We start from the raw sequence: 18,436 nt of genomic DNA, 5'->3' as shown, positions 1-18,436 counted from the left end.
CCTGCTCTTGGGGCTGCTTTGCAGCCCAGCGGGAGCAAGCTCCCTCGCCACGAGGTGTTCGGCTCAGCCCAGCGCGGGCAGGGCGCCCAGCTTGCCCTTGTGGTAGATCATCGGCGTGACCGGCTGCTCGGGCAGGATCAGGTGCTTCACCGCGCCGACGATGATCGCGTGGTCGCCGCCGTCGTATTCGCGCCACAGTTCGCACTCGATGATCGCCGTGGCCTTGGCCAGGATCGGGTTGCCGAGGTCGCTCAGGTGCCAGTCGATGCCGTTGGCCTTGTCCTTGCCTTTACCGGCGAAGGCGTAGGCCTCGGCGGTCTGGTCGGCGGACAGCAGGTGAATCGCGAACTGCTTGCTGTCCCGCAGGATCGGGTAGGTGTCTGAGGCGTAGTTGGGGCAGAACAGCACCAGCGCCGGATCGATCGACAACGCGCTGAACGCGCTGGCGGTGATGCCGACGATGTTCCCGTCCGGGTCCAGGGTGGTGACCACCGTGACGCCGGAGGGGAACGAGCCCATGACTTCTTTGTAAATGCCGGGTTCGATCATGGCGGCGGTCTCCTAGCGCATCACGAAGGGGTCAGGCATGGGGGCCTGAGAGAGGTTGATCCACACCGTTTTCAGTTCGGTGTAGGCCAGCACCGAATCGATACCGCTTTCACGTCCGTAGCCGCTGTTCTTGAAGCCGCCGATAGGTGCCATGGCCGAGACGGCACGGTAGGTGTTGACCCAGATGATGCCCGAGCGCACGTCCCGGGCCAGGCGATGGGCGCGGCCGAGGTCGCGGGTCCAGATGCCGGCGGCGAGGCCGAACTGCGAGTCGTTGGCGATGGCCAGCGCTTCGGCTTCGTCCTTGAAGCGAATCACCGACGCTACCGGGCCGAAGACTTCTTCCTGCATGATCTTCATCGAATTGCGATCGCATTCGAACAGGGTTGGCTCATAGAACCAGCCGTCACCCAGGTTCTGCGGGCGCTTGCCTCCGAGGCGCAGCCGCGCGCCCTCGGCGATGGCATCGGCGACCAGGCCTTCGACCACGGCCAACTGCTGGGCGGTGGCCATCGGGCCCATTTCGCTGCTGTCGTCCTGCGGGTTGCCGATGCGGATGCGCTTGGCGCGTTCTTCCAGGCGCGAGACGAACTCATCGTAGATCGCGTCCTGCACCAGCAGTCGCGAGCCGGACACGCAGCTCTGGCCCGACGCCGCGTAGATCCCGGCAATCGCACCGTTGATGGCGCTGTCGAGGTCGGCGTCGGCGAAGATGATGTTGGGCGACTTGCCCCCCAGCTCCAGGGACAGCTTGGCGAAGTTCTCCGCGCTGCTGCGCACCACATGGCGAGCCGTGGCGGCGCCACCGGTGAAGGCGATCTTGCGAATCAGCGGATGGCGGGTGAGGGCGGCGCCGGTACTCGGACCATAACCGGTCACGACGTTGACCACGCCTGCTGGAAATCCGGCTTCCAGGGCCAGGCGCGCCAGTTCCAGGATGGTCGCCGAGGCGTGTTCGGACGGCTTGATCACGATGGTGTTGCCGGCCGCCAGTGCCGGAGCGAGCTTGATCGCGGTCAGGTACAGCGGGCTGTTCCAGGGAATGATTGCCGCCACCACGCCCATGGCTTCGTGCACGGTGTAGGCAAACATGTCCGGCTTGTCGAGAGGCAGGGTGCCGCCTTCGAGTTTGTCGGCCAGGCCGGCGGTGTAGTGGAAGAACTCCGGCAGATAGCCAACCTGGCCCCGGGTTTCGCGGATCAGCTTGCCGTTGTCGCGGCTTTCCAGCTGGGCCAGTTGTTCCTTGTTCTCGGCGATCAAGTCACCGAGACGGCGCAGCAATTTGCCCCGGGCGGTGGCGGTCAGGCCACGCCAGGCAGGGCTGTCGAACGCCGTTTGTGCCGCCTGGACGGCGCGTTCGACATCGGCTTCGTCGGCATCGGGCAGTTCGGCCCAGGCCTGGGCGAGGGCCGGGTTGAGGCTTTCGAAGGTCTTGCCGGACAGGGCATCGACCCATTCACCGCCGATGCACATCTGGAAACGTGCGAGTGTCATGCAACGATCCCCTTTATTGGATGTTGTTGGGAGTACGCCTTGTCGAGGAACTCCAGCAGCATTTGGTTGACCAGGCGCGGCGACTCCACCGGCATCATATGCCGTTGTTCGGCGAGCACGACAACGGCGGCACCGGGAATACGCGCCGCCAGTTGTTCGGCCATCTCCGGGGTCGAGCCCGGGTCCAGCTCGCCGGTGGCGATCAACGTGGGCGCCTGGATGCTGCCCAGGTCGTCGGCGCGGTACATGTCCTGGGTGGCGAACAGTTCATAGGTGGTCAGGTAACCCTGGGGATCGTTCTTCGCCAGGGTCTGGCGCAGTGCCGCGATTTGTGCCGGGTTGGCGGCCTGGTATTCGCGGCTGAACCAGCGTGACAGCGCGGCTTCGGCATTGGCGTCCGGGCCATGCTCGGCGGCCTGGGCGGTACGGGCGATGACTCCGGCGCGTTGCTCGGGGCTGCGGTTGAACACACTGTTGAGCACCACCAGGCTTTGCAGGCGTTGCGGGTAATGCAGGGCGAAAGCACGTGCCACCAGGCCGCCCATGGAGAAACCGATCACCGTTGCCTGAGGCAGTTGCAGGTGGTCGAGCAGTTCCAGCAACTGGTCGGCGTAACCGAGCAGACCGGTACCGTTGGCGGGGCGTGGGCTGGCGCCATGGCCGAGCATGTCGTAGGCAATCACGCGGTACTTCGTGGCCAGGCCGACGACCTGGCCGCCCCACATTTCTTTGTTCAGGCCCACCCCGTGGATCAAGACCACGGGCTGGCCTTGGCCGGTCGCCAGGTAACTGGTGCCGGCCGGGGTGAGTTCAGCGGTGAGCCGAATCATGGAGCGCTCCTGCTTGCCTTTTCTTGTTGTGGGGGCCGGGCTGGTTTATTGCGCCTTCTCGGCGGCCAGTTCTTCCAGATCGATGTAGCGGTTGCCGATGCGTGGATGCAGGCGGCCGCCATCGGCGCAACCCAGTACCACGACGATTTCGTCGGCACGCGGCGCATCTTCGATCTGCATTTCCAGGGTGATGTAGTGCGACCGCAGGCCTTCGTCGTCCTTATGCATCATTGGGATCTGGATCGAGGTGCCAGGGCCGCCGCGCTTGTTGGTGAAGCTCAGGTAGCTCTTGGCCTTGACCGCTTCGCGGTAGTGGTTGCCGAAACGCAGGGTATGGATCACGGCCGAGGCGTGCTCGATTTCACCGTCGGCGCCGACGACAGCGGCCTTGCCGTAGGCTTCGATTTTCTCAGCGCCGCCGATGATGCCCACCAGGCGCTCGACCATCAGCGCACCGAGATCGGAACAGTTGGCACGGATTTCCGGCTTCAGGTCTTCAACGAAGCCACGGCCCAGCCAAGGGTTTTTCATGACGACCGCCAGCCCGACCATGGTCACCGGCTTATCAGTGACCTTGCCGCCTTCGATGAAGGTTTCTTCGACATAGCTGACGATCTTGCGAATTTCGAAACTCATGAGCTGCTCCATGGGAGGTTGGGAGAAGTTGATGCGTATGATGGTATACCATAATACTGTAAGCGCAAGTGGTCCGTTGAGTTTGTTCGCGGATGGACGACAGAAGGCCTGGCCAGACAGGGCAGCCCGTGGTTTGGAGCGGGAGCGGGGGGCGGCGGAAACGAGAGAGGTCGAGGGCCCGCGTCTGGGGGATCAGGGGCGTGCGCTTTTATCGTTGCTATAAAGGCATAAGCTAATCGCAAATTGAACTAAGCGATCAAATTGACAATCCGTTATCTGAATATAGGCTTCCACAGCGTTGCCTGTTGGGGACGCGCAAGACTCGGCCAAGATAGCCGGTCTGGGAATATTGGAGTTGTTTTGCATGGATAGCGGAGTGTTTGGCGGGCTGATGGTGATGTTGTGTTGGGGTGTCTCGGACTTTATTCAAAGTCTCATGATTCGCCAATTAGGCACCGCGAAGACAATGTTGGTTCGCAACTTGTTCACCTTTGCCGTGGCACTCCTCCTCGGCGTGTATCTGATCACCACTCATCAGCTCAGGTTCGATGCGAACGCTGTGCTGATCATTACCGGCAGTTCTGCTGCGTATGTAGCCGGGTATTACTTCTACATGCGTGGCTGTGAAGTCGGCAATCTATCCCTGGTCTCGCCGATCGCCTCTACTTACAGTCTCGTCACTATCTTCTTTTCCATCATTTTCCTCCGGGAAAGTCTGGCCCCGGTTGCCTGGGTCGCTGTATCGATTATTTTCATCGGTATTGTCATGACCTCCGGCAATATCCTCCAATCGTTGCGCGGTGGCTCGCAAGGCTTTCTCCAGGCCATCCTGGCCATGGTGGGTTTTGGCGTGGCCTTTTTCATCCTGGGCTTTTCCGCAAAGGCGCTCGATGTCACCAATGCCTTCTTTTATTCCGCATTGACCCAGGCTGTTCTTTTCACCGCACTGGCGTTGAGCAGAAACGGTCGACTGGAAAAAGGTGATCTGACCCGCCGTCGTGGAGGATACTTTCTTGCGCACTCTGTATTGGTTAATGCGGGTTGGGTGTTTTACATCTTTGCCTCCAAAGTAGGCGAGCTCTCGCTTGTTACGCCTATCAGTTCGGTGTACTCCGGTGTGACGGTGTTATTGGCCATTGCCATCTACAGGGAAATAACCACCCTGGGACAAAAAGTTGGAATAGGCACCGTTCTTGTTGGGGTCTTTTTGCTTAGTTATAAATAATCGTCATTCAACTACGACACTTCTCATGGAGGAGTGACTGATATTGTTGTGCCGAATATCCTGCCTGGTCATTCGGCACTGCATGCATGCCCATCTTAATTCTGTATGCCGATAACGGTAGAAGGAGTTCTTGGAATGATGCAGCCGAAAACAAGCCCTATCGACAGTCCACCCATTGCATTGGATCTTGTCACTAGAATCGATGAATGGGCAGATCAGTATCCGGAAAGAACCGCGGTAGTGTTTCAAGGTCAGCCAGTTACCTATGCTGAACTTTCAAGTCGAAGAAAGGCACTCGCCAGGCACCTCTTGAGTCAAGGGCTTGGCGTGGGGAGCAAGGTCGGGATCCACTTGCCCAGGGAGCCTGATCTGATCGTCGCCTTGACTGCGGTTCTGTCGATAGGCGCGATCTTTATTCCACTCCCTCCGGATTCACCACCGCAGCGTAATGAACTGATCTCCAGGCTCGCCCATCTCGATGCCGTGATCAAACCTCAGTCGGTTGATCTTTCACAGTGGTCCATAGGCACATGCCTGGATATCGAGGCGGTGGACTGGCGTGATTCGACATTGCCCTTCGCCCCCCTTGTCGATGACCTCTCGCTGGCCTACATCTTGTTCACTTCGGGTTCAACGGGGCTTCCCAAAGGGGTGATGGTTCGCCGACAGAACCTCGCCTATTTCTTGTCCGCAATCAATGAGGTGATCGATTTTCCGGCGTGGGGAGCGCTGGTTTCCACCACGACCTATGGCTTCGATATTTCCATCCTGGAGTTTTTCCTGCCCCTTGCCCAAGGTGGCACGCTGTACCTGGCCAGTGAGCAACAGAGCCGGGACGGCCAGGCGATCGCGGATTTGCTCGACCACTGCGACAGGGCTCTGCTGCAAGCCACCCCGGCTACCTGGAGGCTGCTGATAGCGGCAGGGTGGCCGCGTACTTGTGCCGTTGGAGCGCTGTGTGGCGGTGAGACACTGCCCGTTGAATTGGGCGAAGCAATCTTCCGCTCGGCGAAGGCGGCCTGGAACCTCTATGGGCCGACAGAAACAACGATCTGGTCCTTCTGTCATCGCCTGCAAGCCAGCGACTTTACCGGTTCAGCGACCAGCGTCCCCATAGGCCAGCCTCTGCCCGGTACGCGTTTTCGATTGTCCGAATCGCAAGACCCTTCGGAATTCGAACTGCTGATCGGTGGCCCCGGCGTCAGCGCGGGTTATTTCAATCGGGACGATCTGACGGCGGAGAAGTTTCAGGTGGCTGAAACAGGCGATGCTGCAGTGATCTACCACACCGGCGATCGGGTTAGACAAGGGCCTGATCACTCGCTGGTTTTCATCGGGCGCAAAGACCGGCAGCTCAAACTCAACGGCTATCGCATCGAGCCCGGCGAAATCGAGTCGGCCCTTCATAAGTCCGGTCTGGTCAGTCAATCGGTCGTCACGCTGGTGGAACATGCGCCGGATGACCACCGGTTGGCAGCCTATGTGGTGCTGGATGAGCAGGTGTCCAGCCAACGCGATGCGCAGGCCGGTGTCTGGCTCGATGTGTGGGAAGCCGCTTACCTGTCGGCCGGGAAAAACGAGGTCGCCAGCGCCGAAAGCGGTTACACCTCAAGTTTCTCTGGCGAGTTGATCCCGGACAGCGATTTACGCGAATGGGTACAGGCGACGGCTTCGCGGGTCCTGGAATTTGCCGGCCAGTCGGTACTGGATATTGGCTGTGGCATTGGCATGACCGGGGCGGTATTGCTGGAGAACGGCCTCCATCGTTACGTCGGTTGCGATGCCTCCGAGGCGGCGGTCGAGCGCGCGCGCCTGCGTCTGGAACAGGTCGCCGGTCCCGATGCATCCCGTGCGGTGATGAAGAGGGCGGCCCATGAGCTGGACACGCTGGATGAGGCACGTTTCGACGTTGTTCTGCTGAATTCGGTCATCCAGTACTTCCCGGACACCGCCTACCTTGTCGATGTGCTTGAGAAAGCTGTCGACCTGTGTCGCGAAGGTGGCGTGATTGTCATCGGTGATGTGCCTTACGCGTCCCTGAAACAGCTCTTGTCCGCCGCCGCGAGCCGTACACGGAAAAAATTACAGCGCACGCCTCCCGTGGTCGGAGAAGGGGAGTTGTGGCTGGATCCTCTGCAGGTCAGGCAACTGGCCTACGCACTGGAGCGAGTCGTCCACGTAGAGACCGAATTGCGCACGGGGCAGGGCCAGGATGAAATGACCCGCTACCGTTACGACGTCATCATCCGGCTCGACAGAGATGACCGGGCGATTCTGGCGCCGGCCGCACGCTATTCGTATCGGCAGGAGCGTCCTCACGGACAAGACCTGGGTCAATGGCTGGCATCGCTCCCTTCGGCGTTCGTGCTTTCGGATGTTCCGAACGCCAGGCTCAGCCTGGACCTCCAGCTTGCCGAAGGCCGCTCCGCGATCCACCCGAGCGAGGCCTGCGACCCCGAATACATTCGTCAATGGGCCGCAAGCCATCATCGTCAGGCCAAAGTCCGCTGGAGCGATAGCCTCCCCGCCGGGACAATGGATATCTTCGTCGGACCTCCTGACAGCCTGGAGCCTACGTTTGAGCCGCGTCCTGCGTCGGGCGGGATGCAGATCGAAGCCCCTTCTGTCCGGGAAATCGGGGATGCCGCCATGCGGCAGGAGGTCATCGAGCAGCTCAAGGCATCGCTCCGAGCCCATGTACCTGCCTACATGATTCCCGCTCATTTCATTTTCCTGGAGCGTTTCCCGCTGACGTTCAACGGCAAGTTGGATGTCGCCGCCCTCGAGCGGTTTGCGCCTCGCGCCCAACCCACGCGCGGGCCCGCGGACGATCAACCATTGTCGGTCAAGCAGCGCCTGACGCAGATATGGTCGGACATCCTGATGATCGCCTCGATACATCCGACCCGGAGTTTTTTTGCCCAGGGAGGATCCTCGCTGCTCATCGTCAAGCTGACCCGGGCATTGAACGATGCCTTCGGCTTGAAGCTTCAAGTCACCGAACTGTTCGAAGAAAACAGCCTTGACGCACAAACCCGCCTGATCAACCAAAAGCTGGGATCGGGTGAGGCCTTGTCGATGAAGCCGCCTCCTTCTTCCAGTGTGGACCGCAGGACCGCCGCCATCAGATCAGCGGCCCGTAGACGCCAGAAGCAGCTATAGGCGCCCTGCGGCCAAGCCATTTTCACATTAGGGAGAGAAGAAGATGAGCGAAACCAACTATCACGGGAATGAGATTGCCGTCATTTCCATGGCTTGCCGATTTCCGGGTGCCAACTCCGTTGAGGCCTTCTGGGACAACCTCGCTTCGGGACGGGAATCCATCGACGCCATTTCGCTGGGGGCCTTGCTGGAGGCCGGTGTCACGCCTGAACAGGCTGGCCGGGAGGACTATGTTGCCAGGGCGGCCCGCCTGGACAATGTCGATCGGTTCGATGCCGGTTTCTTCGAGATGCCGGCCCGTGAAGCGGCGATTACCGATCCCCAGCATCGATTGCTGCTCGAATGCGCGTGGGAGGCATTGGATGCGGCGGGCTTGAGCAAGGATCGTGAGGCACTGAACATCGGTGTATTCGCCGGTGCAGGCCATAACGATTATCTTCATCACCAGGTTTTAGGCGAGGGGACCGACGAAGGCGGTTTCCTGGACAGCAGCGCGGGCTTCATGAAGCTGCTGGGCAACGATAAGGATTATCTGTCGACGCGGATCGCTTACAAACTGGGGCTGCGAGGGCCGGCGCTGAACATTCAGACGGCGTGCTCGACCTCGCTGGTCTCGATCCATATGGCATGCCAAAGCCTGTTGCTGGGTGAGTGTGATGTCGCATTGGCCGGCGGCGTGACCGTGCTGGTCCCGCATGCCGTGGGTTATGTCTACCAGGAGGGGATGATCCAGTCGCCGGATGGGCATTGCCGGGCGTTCGATGCGTCCGCGCAGGGAACGATCTTTGGCAGCGGCGCCGGGCTGGTCACGCTCAAGCGTCTTGCCGATGCCCTGGAAGCGGGCGATGCGATCCAGGCGGTCATCAAGGGATCGGCCATCAATAACGACGGCGCCAACAAGGTCAGCTTTGCCGCTCCCAGTTCCCAGGGACAAGCCCAAGTCATTGAGCAAGCGCTGGCGAATGCCGAGGTGAGCGCTGCGACCCTCGGTTTTGTGGAAACCCATGGGACGGGGACCCCGTTGGGCGATCCAATCGAGTTCAAAGCGCTGAGGGATGTGTTTACACAGCACGGTGCCGGGGCAAACACCTGTGCGTTGGGAGCGGTGAAAACCAATATCGGTCATCTCATCGCCGCGGCTGGCGTGGCAGGCTTTATCAAGACCGTGTTGGCCCTCAAGCACCGGACGATTCCCGCCACGCTGCACTTCACCCAGGCCAATGAAGGCATTCATCTGGACGGCAGTCCGTTCTTCATCAGCGCTCGGACCGTTCCATGGCCGGCCACTGACCTGCCGCGCCGCGCAGGCGTCAGCTCTTTCGGCGTCGGGGGAACGAACGCACATGTCGTTCTCGAGGAGGCTCCGCCGCGGCCGGCCCGTCAGGAGAAAGAGGCCGACGGTCCTTATCTCCTGGCGCTTTGCGCAAAGGACCGCGGAGCCCTGAAAGAGCAGATCGCCCAGTACCGGGAATGGCTCGAACGTCCCGGGACGCCCTCCCTGGGCGACATCTGCTACAGCGCCCGGGTCGGGCGGGCGGAGTTCCCTTTTCGTTATGCCGCATCGGCCCGCCAGACAGAAACCCTGCTCGCCACGCTTCAACAGGGCGACCAGGATATTCGCTGGGTCGATCCTGCCAGGGAGCCTGGTCTGGTGTTTGTCTTCACCGGACAAGGGGCTCAGTTTCCAGGCATGGGCAAGGATCTCTACGCGCATAACGAGGTGTTCCGGGCGTCTCTCGATCGCTGCGATGCGATTGCACGGACTTGCATGGGCGTTTCCCTGCTCACGATCCTTTTCCCTTCCGCGCAGGATGATGCCGCGCTGATCGATCAGACACGCTACGCACAACCGGCGTTGTTTGCGCTGGAATATTCCCTTGCCCAGGTGTGGCTGAGCCTAGGCGTCGTTCCCGATATCCTGCTCGGGCACAGCCTGGGTGAGTTTTCGGCGGCCTGCGTGGCAGGCGTCTTCAGCCTGGAAGACGGTATGACCCTGGTGGCCGAGCGGGGTCGCCTTATGCAGGCACTGCCGCGGGATGGAGGAATGTCAGCCATCACACTCAAGGGCGAAGCGTTGGAGCGACTGCTGGCGGAACATGCCATCGACCTGAGCATCGCCGCCATCAACGGCCCAGCTAATGTGGTGGTGTCCGGTGCGTTGAATGAACTGGACAGGCTCCATCGTGTGCTCGATGACCGGCAAATCCAGTTCACGCGCCTGAAGGTTTCTCACGCGTTTCACTCTGCACTGATGGAGCCGATGCTGGCCTCCTTTGCCTCCGTTCTCAAGCGTATCAGCCTGTCGCCGCCGCGCTATCCGCTGATCAGCAACGTCAGCGCAACGATCGCGGCAGCGCGCCTGGTGACGCCGGCGTACTGGCTGGAACATGTTCGCCAGCCAGTACGTTTCATGGATTGCATCCAAGCCGCATTCGAAAACGGTGGCCGCACTTTCCTCGAAATCGGGCCGAAGGCGGTGCTGTCAACGATCGGAGCAACGTGCCTGCAACCTGATGACGCCGACCAGGTCAGCTGGATAACCAGCCTGAGCAGCAAGATCGCCGATCGGGACCAGCTTCTGCAAAGCGCAGGACAGCTGTTCGAGTCCGGGGTCGAGCTGGACTGGGATACGCTTCTGAACGGTTCGACGTCGACACGCGTCACTGTCCCGAACTACCCGTTCCAGCGCTCCTGCCACTGGCTGGGGCGTCCTGTTACAGCCAAATCGCAATGGCTGACGACCGTGGAGTGGGTGCCGCAACCCAGTCGTACGCCGGTCGTTGACGATCAGAGTCCTGGCGGGATGTGGCTGTTTATCGGCGGCACCGGCGAGTTGGTCCAGGGTATTGGCAAGGGTCTGCCGAGTAATGACGGGCCGGTGGTTCATGCGCTGTTCGCCGATGACTGCCGTCGGGTCAGCGCCCATCTCTGGCACATCAGGATGGGCTTTCCCGAGGACCTCCATGAGCTGTTCCAGTCGCTGCCAGTCTCTGCGCAATGCCCGCTCAAAGGCGTGGTTCACCTCGGCGGGACCGACCCGATAGCCGCCCAGGATCGCCGTTCAGAACAGGAAGACCTCGCTCCCCTGGAGACCGGTCTCTACAGCGTGGTGGCGACCCTGCAAGCACTGGCGAGCGCCTCCCGGTCAGAGGTCGCCCGGTTCTGGATCGTGACGCGCGCAGCGGTCAATGTACGTTCGGCTCCTTCGTTGATCAGTGTCGCACAGGCGCCGCTTTGGGGACTGGCCAAAGTGATCGCCCAGGAAGAGCCCGCGGCCTGGGGCGGCTTCATCGACTTGCCGCCAGATCTGGAGGATGTCGATCTGTCGCTTGCCGCGCAATTGATGCTTGCGAGCGGCCAGGAAGATCAATTCGCTATTCGCCAGGGTGGCGTCCATGTACCCAGGCTCGTGGAAGCCTCCCCAGTGAAGTCGAGGCACGTAGCGTTAAGTCCGCAAGCGACCTATCTGGTTGTTGGCGGGTTCGGTGGGCTAGGGCGCGAGGTCCTTGCCTGGCTGGTGGAAAAGGGCGCCCGTCATTTGGCGGTGATTGGACGCAAGTCGCTGGACGCAACGGGCTCGACCGTGCTGGAAAGCTTCAGGCACCAGGGGGTGAGCATCGATTATCTGCGTCTGGATATCGCCACGGGTGAGGCCGCCGAAACCCTGGCGTCGTACATCGGCACTCTGCAATGGCCGCTACGAGGTGTGTTGCAACTGGCGGGGACGGTTGAAGACGCTGTCCTGTCGAAACTGAGTGCGTCGTCCCTCCATCATGTCCTGTTGCCAAAACTGCAGGGCACCCAGGTGCTGGATCGGGTCACCCGCGATCAGCCGCTGGATTTTTTCATCGGATTTTCCTCGATCAGCGCGTCGCTGGGTTTCAAGGGCCAGGCGAACTATGTCGCGGCCAACAGCGCGATGGACGCCATCATGGAAAACCGCGTCAGTTCAGGATTACCCGGTTTGAGCATCGCCTGGGGGCCCTGGTCCTCCGAAGGCATGGCCAGTCGGGTCGACAGTGTCTTCAAGAAGCGCCTGTCGGCATTGGGCATCAACTTCATATCCGCGCAAGCCGGCTTGCAGAGATTGTGGGACAACCTGTCCGCACAAGGTGTCATGGGGATCGCGCCGATCGACTGGAAGCCCTATAAGGCGCACTTGCAATCCAGCAACTGGCCCTACCTGTCGCTGATTGACGCGCAGCATCCAACGGGCGAGTCGACGGCGGAGGGCGATACGGTTCCGTTCCTGGACACGGTGTCGTCGCTGGATGGCGAGCAACGACAGGCGTTCATCCTGGGTCGGTTGAGGTCTGTTGCAGCGCGTGTCGCAGGCGGTTTCGACGCTGATGCGACGCCCATGGACAAGTCCCTGACGATGATGGGGTTTGATTCGCTGATGACCGTTGAATTTCGCAATAGTCTGAAAAAGCTCGGCATCAATTTTCCCCTGGGCAGGCTTATCGTCGGTGCCACGCTCAACGATATCGGCGATTTCGTACTCGAGCATGTCGAGGCGGCCCGCCAGGGCGATCCGGTCGAGCCGGCAAAGGCTGGCCCACCCAGGTCGCAAGAGGAGCAGACCTCCGGCTGCCTGGTTATTCCATTCCCTCGACCCCAGGCCACGCTGCGTTTGATCTGCTTTCCGTATGCGGGTGGCGGGCCGGCGGTGTTCAAGGGGTGGGCAGATCGACTACCGGATCATATCGAGCTCTGTCTGTTGCAATTGCCCGGACGCAATGCGCGACTGGGGGAGAAGTCGTACACCCGCATGGAAGAGCTGGTGACAAACCTGACACCGGATCTGCTGCCCTACCTGGACCGGCCGTTCGCATTCCTTGGCCTGTGCCTGGGCGGCGTCCAGGCGTTTGAAGTGGCGCAACGCCTGGCCAAAGAGCACGACCTGTACCCCGCACACCTGATTTTTGCCGGGAGCCGGGCACCGCATTTCTACAACGAGCATCAATTCGCCTCGGATGTCCTGCAGTTCAATTACGAATCGGCTGGCGAGTCCGCGCAAAAGGGTGACAGCGAGCTCATCGCCATGCTCAAGGAAATGAACTTTGCCAACAATCAGGCGCTGTTCGATGACGCTGAAATGCGTGACTTGATGCTTCCAATCATCAAGGCCGACTACGAAGTCAATAACACCTACCTGTATCGGGCCCATCCGCCGCTTGCGGTGCCCATTACCTCGATTGGCGGACGGATCGACCCCTACGCCACGGGCGTGCACATCACCGGCTGGCGTGAACATACCACCGACGCGTTCAGGTCGGTGTTCTGTGCCGGGGATCATTACTTTGTGGAAGGCCAGCGAGATCTGATCGCCAGTATCGTGGTGGAAACGCTTGCCGGTTCACCCAACCCAGCGACCCATCGCCCCGCAGAAAACGTTCACCCATAGGAGAGTTCAAATGCCTTCAATGTTCTCGCGTACTGTGCTGTGCTTCATCCTGAGCCTGACGTCCCACTGGGCGTTGGCGACATCTGACCCGCGTCCGATCCGGTTCTACGACGGTGGCTGGGAAAATATCCAGATCGACAACCATATCGCCATGTACATCCTCAAGCATGGATACGGTATGAACGTGGAATCCGTCAGCCTGGATATTGCGCAAATGCAGAATGCGATGGAGACCGGTGCCATCGATATCAATATGGAGGTGTTTACCTCGCTGATGCCACAGTGGGTCCAGGATCAGACGGCGAAGAAAGCCATCCTCGATTTCGGCCCTACGTATGAACGTCTCACCCAGGCTTTCTATGTCCCCACCTACATGATCAAGGGCGATGCGGGGCGCGGCATCAAGCCGACGACCCCCGATCTGAAAAGCGTCGCCGATCTCCCCAAGTACGCAGAGGTCTTCAGGCAGGCATCGGGGACGGGCAAGCCGACCTGGCTGAACTGCATCAGCAGTTGGGCGTGCCGGGAAATCAACCTGATTAAGATGGCCACCTATGGGATCGATAAAACGTTCACGCCAGTGGAGCTCAAGTCCGAGTCGGCACTCAATGCTGCGATCATCTCCGCTTACGAGAAAGGGCAGCCCTTCATGACGTACTACTGGGATCCGAGCCCCCTGATGGGCGAACTGGCGCTCACGCGTCTGGAGGAGCCCGCCTACAGCGAAGCCTGCTGGGAAGCGATCAAGCAAAGCCTCGCGCAGTTCAAGGAAGGTGTTGGAAGCCGACAAGCCTGTGCCTATGCAGATATTCCACTCAATAAATACACCTCAGCCAAGTTCGCCGAAGAGCATCCGGGCGTCCTTCCTTTCCTGAAGTCGATGTTCGTGGGGACCGACACCATCCGGACGCTGGCAACCCGGATGGTTTCCAACAAGGAGACTCCCGAGCAGACGGCGCGCTATTACTTGCGTAACCACACCGCCGATTGGAAAGGGTGGGTGCCTGAGGATGTGTTCAAGAAAGTCTCCGAGACACTGTAGAAAAGACATCAGGGATGGATCGCAACGGAAAAGGCATGCCGAGAGAGTCGGTATGCCTTTTTTTGTGCCTGAAGATCAGGTAAGACATTCTCGTAATTCCCCAGCAGTGAGTAAAAATTTCCCTCTTTCGGGGCATTCGCGCCCTGTTACCGGTCTTTGTGCACCTATTCGACTCGTTCCCGCGCCCTCCAGGGACGGCTGAAATAAAACGTTTCAGCTATAGAGGCTGTTCCTGTCGCAAAAAAGACATCGAATTTCGCCTGGTCGTAATTTTCCGCCGTTTTCGCCAGCAGTTTCTGGCTGTTCCGTGCTTAGGCATAGCCTTTGCTACGCTTCAACAGCTAAGGCAACGTACCGATGGCTTGATTACAGGAGGGATTCATCACGCGGATTTAACCAGGGGGCGCACGTCATCCAGACGCAAAGGGCCACACCAGAGACGAATGTCCATCGAGGTGCCAAGAAAAAACAGGGCTCATTAACACAAGGCAAGGCCGGACCATTGGAATGACGAAGTAATAAGAAATGCCGTGTAGAACGCGGCTGGGAGTTGGCTATGCCCCGAGCTTTTTTTGATGAAATGTATGACGCCAAGGGTGACTGCCGCCCGCATTACCAAGCCTTCGCCCGCTGGCTGGCGGACACGCCGGTCGAACTGCTCGACCAACGCCGACGCGAAGCCGACCTGCTGTTCCATCGAGCCGGAATCACCTTCACCCTGTACGGGGACGAGCAGGGCACCGAGCGGTTGATTCCCTTCGACATCATTCCCCGCAGCATCAAGGCCAGTGAGTGGCAAAAGGTCGAACAGGGCTGCATCCAGCGGGTCCAGGCCCTGAACATGTTCCTGGCCGACATCTATCACCAGCAGCACATCCTCAAGGAAGGCATCATCCCGGCCGAGCAAGTGCTGGCCAACGAGGGCTACCAGATTGCAATGCAGGGCCTGAACCTGCACCGGGGCATCTATGCCCATATCGCCGGCGTCGACCTGGTTCGTGACGGTGATGGCAGTTACTACGTGTTGGAAGACAATCTGCGCACCCCCAGCGGTGTCAGCTACATGCTCGAAGACCGCAAGATGATGATGCGCCTGTTCCCCGAGCTCTTCGCCGCCCAGCGGGTAGCCCCCATCGATCATTACCCGAACCTGTTGCTCGACACGCTCAAGAGTTCGAGCCCGCTGGATAATCCCACCGCCGTGGTCCTGACCCCGGGCCGTTTCAACAGTGCCTACTTCGAACATGCATTCCTGGCTCGGGAAATGGGCGTGGAACTGGTGGAGGGCGCCGACCTGTTCGTGCGCGACGACCATGTCTACATGCGCACGACCGCCGGTCCCAAGCAGGTGGACGTGATCTACCGGCGTCTCGACGATGCCTATCTCGACCCGCTGTCGTTCAATCCCGAATCGATGCTGGGCGTGCCGGGCCTGATCGCCGTCTACCGGGCCGGCAATGTGGTGCTGGCGAACGCGGTCGGCACCGGCGTCGCCGATGACAAGTCGATCTACCCCTATGTCGACGAGATGATCCGCTTCTACCTCACTGAAGAACCGATCCTGAAGAATGTCCCGACCTGGCAGTGCCGCAAGCCCCAGGAATTGTCCCATGTACTGGCGAACCTGCCCGACCTGGTGGTCAAGGAAACCCAGGGTTCCGGCGGCTACGGCATGCTGGTGGGGCCGACGGCCACCGCGGCGGAAATCGAAGACTTCCGTGCACGGCTCAAGGCCCGTCCCGAAGCCTACATCGCCCAACCGACCCTGAGCCTGTCCACTTGCCCGACCTTTGTCGAGAGTGGTATCGCGCCGCGTCATATCGACCTGCGGCCGTTCGTGCTGTCGGGCAAGGAAACCCGCCTCGTGCCGGGTGGCCTGACCCGTGTGGCGCTTCGTGAAGGCTCGCTGGTGGTGAACTCGTCCCAGGGCGGCGGCACCAAGGACACTTGGGTAGTGGAGGATTAAGACATGCTTTCAAGAACCGCTTCGGACCTCTACTGGATGTCCCGCTACCTGGAGCGCGCAGAGAATCTGGCGCGCATGCTCGAAGTCAGTTACTCGCTGTCGCTGATGCCCCAGGCCGGGCGCAGCGACGGTCATGCCGAGCTGGCGATGTCGCTGCTGGCGGCCGGTACGCTGGACGACTACAACGCGCGTTATGGCGAACTCAACAGCGAACACATGCTGCATTTCTTCGCCCTGGATGAAACCAATCCCGGCAGCATCTACAGCTGCCTGCGAGCGGCGCGGACCAATGCCCATGCGGTGCGCGGGCGCATCACCGCCGACATGTGGGAAAACATCAACGCCACTTGGCTGGAGATGCGCAACATCGCCAGCAACGGCTTGGGCCGCTACGGCATCAGTCATTTCTGCGAATGGGTCAAGGAGCGCTCGCATCTGTTCCGCGGCGCGACGTCGGGCACCATCATGCGCAACGATGCCTACTGTTTCATTCGCCTGGGGACGTTCATCGAGCGGGCGGACAACACGCTGCGCCTGTTGGATGCACGCTATGAAATGTTTGGCGAGGAGTCGGAGGAGGTCAGCGACGATTCGGCGCGCGGCTACTACCAGTGGAGTGCCTTGCTGCGGGCGCTGTCGTCGTTCGAGGCGTTCAACGAGATCTATCGTAATGCGCCAAATGCCGAGCAGGTTTCGGAGATGTTGCTGCTGCGTGCCGACGTCCCGCGTTCGTTGCATGCCTGCATCGAGGAGCTCGATCAGATCCTCGCCAGCCTGCCCGGCCACAACGGCCGTCCGGCCCAGCGCCTGGCCGCGGAGCTGAATGCGCGGCTGCGTTATTCCGGGATCGACGAGATCCTGGCGTCGGGCCTGCACCTTTGGCTGACGGACCTCATCGACCAGATCCGTCATCTGGGCCAGACCGTTCACGAGTCCTATCTGGAGGTCGTATGAAACTGTCCATACGCCACGACACTACCTACCGCTATGCCGATGAAGTCTGCACCAGCATCCAATTCCTGCGCCTGACCCCAAAGGACAGCCAGCGCCAGCGTGTCCTGCAATGGCATCTGGAGCTGCCGCGCCTGGTGCGCAGCCAGCTAGACCCGTATGGCAACATCCTGCATGTAATGACCATGGACGAGCCCCACGGCACCTTGGTGCTGACCGCTTATGGCGAGGTGGAAATCCATCAGGATGTGGAGATGGAAGCAGACTCGCAGTCGCCACTGCCGTTCCTGCGCACCAGCCGCCTGACCCAGGCGGACGACGCGCTCAGTGCATTTGCCATGGCGCAATGTGCGGGACGACGCGATCGTGCAGCCCTGGTCGATCTGATGGAAGGCCTCGCGGCGCGCATGCCTTATAGCCCCGGCGCGACCGCTGTCAGCAGCACCGCCGCCGAGGCGTTTGCCGGCGGCGCGGGCGTCTGCCAGGATCATACCCATGCCTTCCTGGCCTGCGCGCGCAGCCTGGGTATTCCGGCGCGCTATGTCTCCGGTTACCTGTACACCGAAGATGAGGCTCATCTGGCCAGCCACGCCTGGGCCGAAGCCTGGCTGGACGACGGCTGGTACAGCTTCGACGTGACCAACCGCCTGACCCGCCCCGACCGGCATTTGAAGCTGGCAGTCGGCCTCGACTACCTCGACGCCTGCCCGGTACGCGGCATGCGCCGCGGCGGCGGGGCAGAGCAGATGCAAGCGCGGGTGCAGGTGAACTCGATGGTGCAGGTGCAACATCAATAAGTCGGACATTCGCTGAAACTGGAGGCCTCATCGTCGGATCGCCGCCCGGAGCAGGCCCGCTCCCACACTGGAACTGGCGTCAGGCACAGAACCTGTGGCCCCCCAGATCCCCTGTGGGAGCGAGCCTGCTCGCGATGACGGTTGCACATCCAACATCCCCGTAATCTGACCCACCGCTATCGCGAGCAGGCTCGCTCCCACATTAGGACTGGCGCCAGGCACAGAATCTGCGACCACCCCCGCTCCCACACTGGGACTGGTGTTGGGCACAAATTCAGCGACCATCCCCGATCCCCTGGGGGAGCGAGCCTGCTCGCGATGACGGTTGCACATCCAACATTCCCATAATCTGACCCACCGCTATCGCGAGCAAGCTC

General features: G+C 60.6%; 11 protein-coding genes. 7 read left to right on the top strand and 4 right to left on the bottom strand.

What is annotated here, in order from left to right:
- Window positions 1-63 precede the first annotated feature (63 nt).
- Genes N005_RS01625 through N005_RS01610 form a run of 4 tightly spaced genes read right to left on the bottom strand, consistent with a single transcriptional unit; the run spans window position 64 to window position 3,509 of the window.
- Window positions 64-549 (bottom strand): flavin reductase family protein, encoded by a 486-nt coding sequence (locus N005_RS01625; RefSeq protein WP_047698810.1) that lies wholly within the window; start codon window positions 547-549, stop codon window positions 64-66.
- Between the two features lie 12 nt (window positions 550-561).
- On the bottom strand, window positions 562-2,043 hold the full coding sequence (locus N005_RS01620; protein ID WP_047698808.1) for an aldehyde dehydrogenase: 1,482 nt from the start codon (window positions 2,041-2,043) through the stop codon (window positions 562-564).
- Window positions 2,040-2,873, bottom strand: coding sequence for an alpha/beta fold hydrolase (locus N005_RS01615; RefSeq protein ID WP_047698806.1), 834 nt, complete (start codon window positions 2,871-2,873; stop codon window positions 2,040-2,042). Before N005_RS01615 ends, N005_RS01620 begins: the two co-directional genes overlap by 4 nt.
- A 45-nt stretch (window positions 2,874-2,918) precedes the next feature.
- The gene (locus tag N005_RS01610) at window positions 2,919-3,509 is read right to left on the bottom strand and encodes an amino acid synthesis family protein (RefSeq protein ID WP_041022990.1); all 591 of its coding nucleotides are present in this window, start codon (window positions 3,507-3,509) and stop codon (window positions 2,919-2,921) included.
- 364 nt (window positions 3,510-3,873) lie between these two features.
- Here N005_RS01610 and N005_RS01600 point away from each other — a divergent pair, with 364 nt between their 5' ends.
- The 7 genes from N005_RS01600 (at window position 3,874) to N005_RS01570 (ending at window position 18,059) form a co-directional block, all read left to right on the top strand.
- Window positions 3,874-4,734 carry a DMT family transporter gene (locus tag N005_RS01600; RefSeq protein WP_047698802.1) on the top strand — a complete coding sequence of 287 codons (861 nt, stop codon included), beginning with the start codon at window positions 3,874-3,876 and terminating at the stop codon, window positions 4,732-4,734.
- Between the two features lie 135 nt (window positions 4,735-4,869).
- On the top strand, window positions 4,870-7,896 hold the full coding sequence (locus N005_RS01595; protein ID WP_162843607.1) for an AMP-binding protein: 3,027 nt from the start codon (window positions 4,870-4,872) through the stop codon (window positions 7,894-7,896).
- Window positions 7,897-7,939: 43 nt separating this feature from the next.
- On the top strand, window positions 7,940-13,303 hold the full coding sequence (locus tag N005_RS01590; RefSeq protein ID WP_047698798.1) for a type I polyketide synthase: 5,364 nt from the start codon (window positions 7,940-7,942) through the stop codon (window positions 13,301-13,303).
- A 10-nt stretch (window positions 13,304-13,313) separates the two neighbouring features.
- Window positions 13,314-14,345: a glycine betaine ABC transporter substrate-binding protein gene (locus N005_RS01585; RefSeq protein WP_047698796.1), complete on the top strand. Its 1,032-nt coding sequence runs from the start codon at window positions 13,314-13,316 to the stop codon at window positions 14,343-14,345.
- A gap of 556 nt (window positions 14,346-14,901) precedes the next feature.
- Window positions 14,902-16,311, top strand: coding sequence for a circularly permuted type 2 ATP-grasp protein (locus N005_RS01580; protein WP_047698794.1), 1,410 nt, complete (start codon window positions 14,902-14,904; stop codon window positions 16,309-16,311).
- A gap of 3 nt (window positions 16,312-16,314) precedes the next feature.
- On the top strand, window positions 16,315-17,265 hold the full coding sequence (locus tag N005_RS01575) for an alpha-E domain-containing protein (RefSeq protein WP_047698791.1): 951 nt from the start codon (window positions 16,315-16,317) through the stop codon (window positions 17,263-17,265).
- Window positions 17,262-18,059: a transglutaminase family protein gene (locus N005_RS01570; RefSeq protein ID WP_047698790.1), complete on the top strand. Its 798-nt coding sequence runs from the start codon at window positions 17,262-17,264 to the stop codon at window positions 18,057-18,059. Before N005_RS01575 ends, N005_RS01570 begins: the two co-directional genes overlap by 4 nt.
- Window positions 18,060-18,436: the final 377 nt, after the last annotated feature.

This window comes from Pseudomonas mediterranea CFBP 5447 (assembly GCF_000774145.1).
In the GTDB taxonomy this organism is placed as follows: domain Bacteria; phylum Pseudomonadota; class Gammaproteobacteria; order Pseudomonadales; family Pseudomonadaceae; genus Aquipseudomonas; species Aquipseudomonas mediterranea.
The sequence above is the reverse complement of the archived record's forward strand: the minus strand, read 5'-3'. Positions and strand labels throughout refer to the sequence as shown.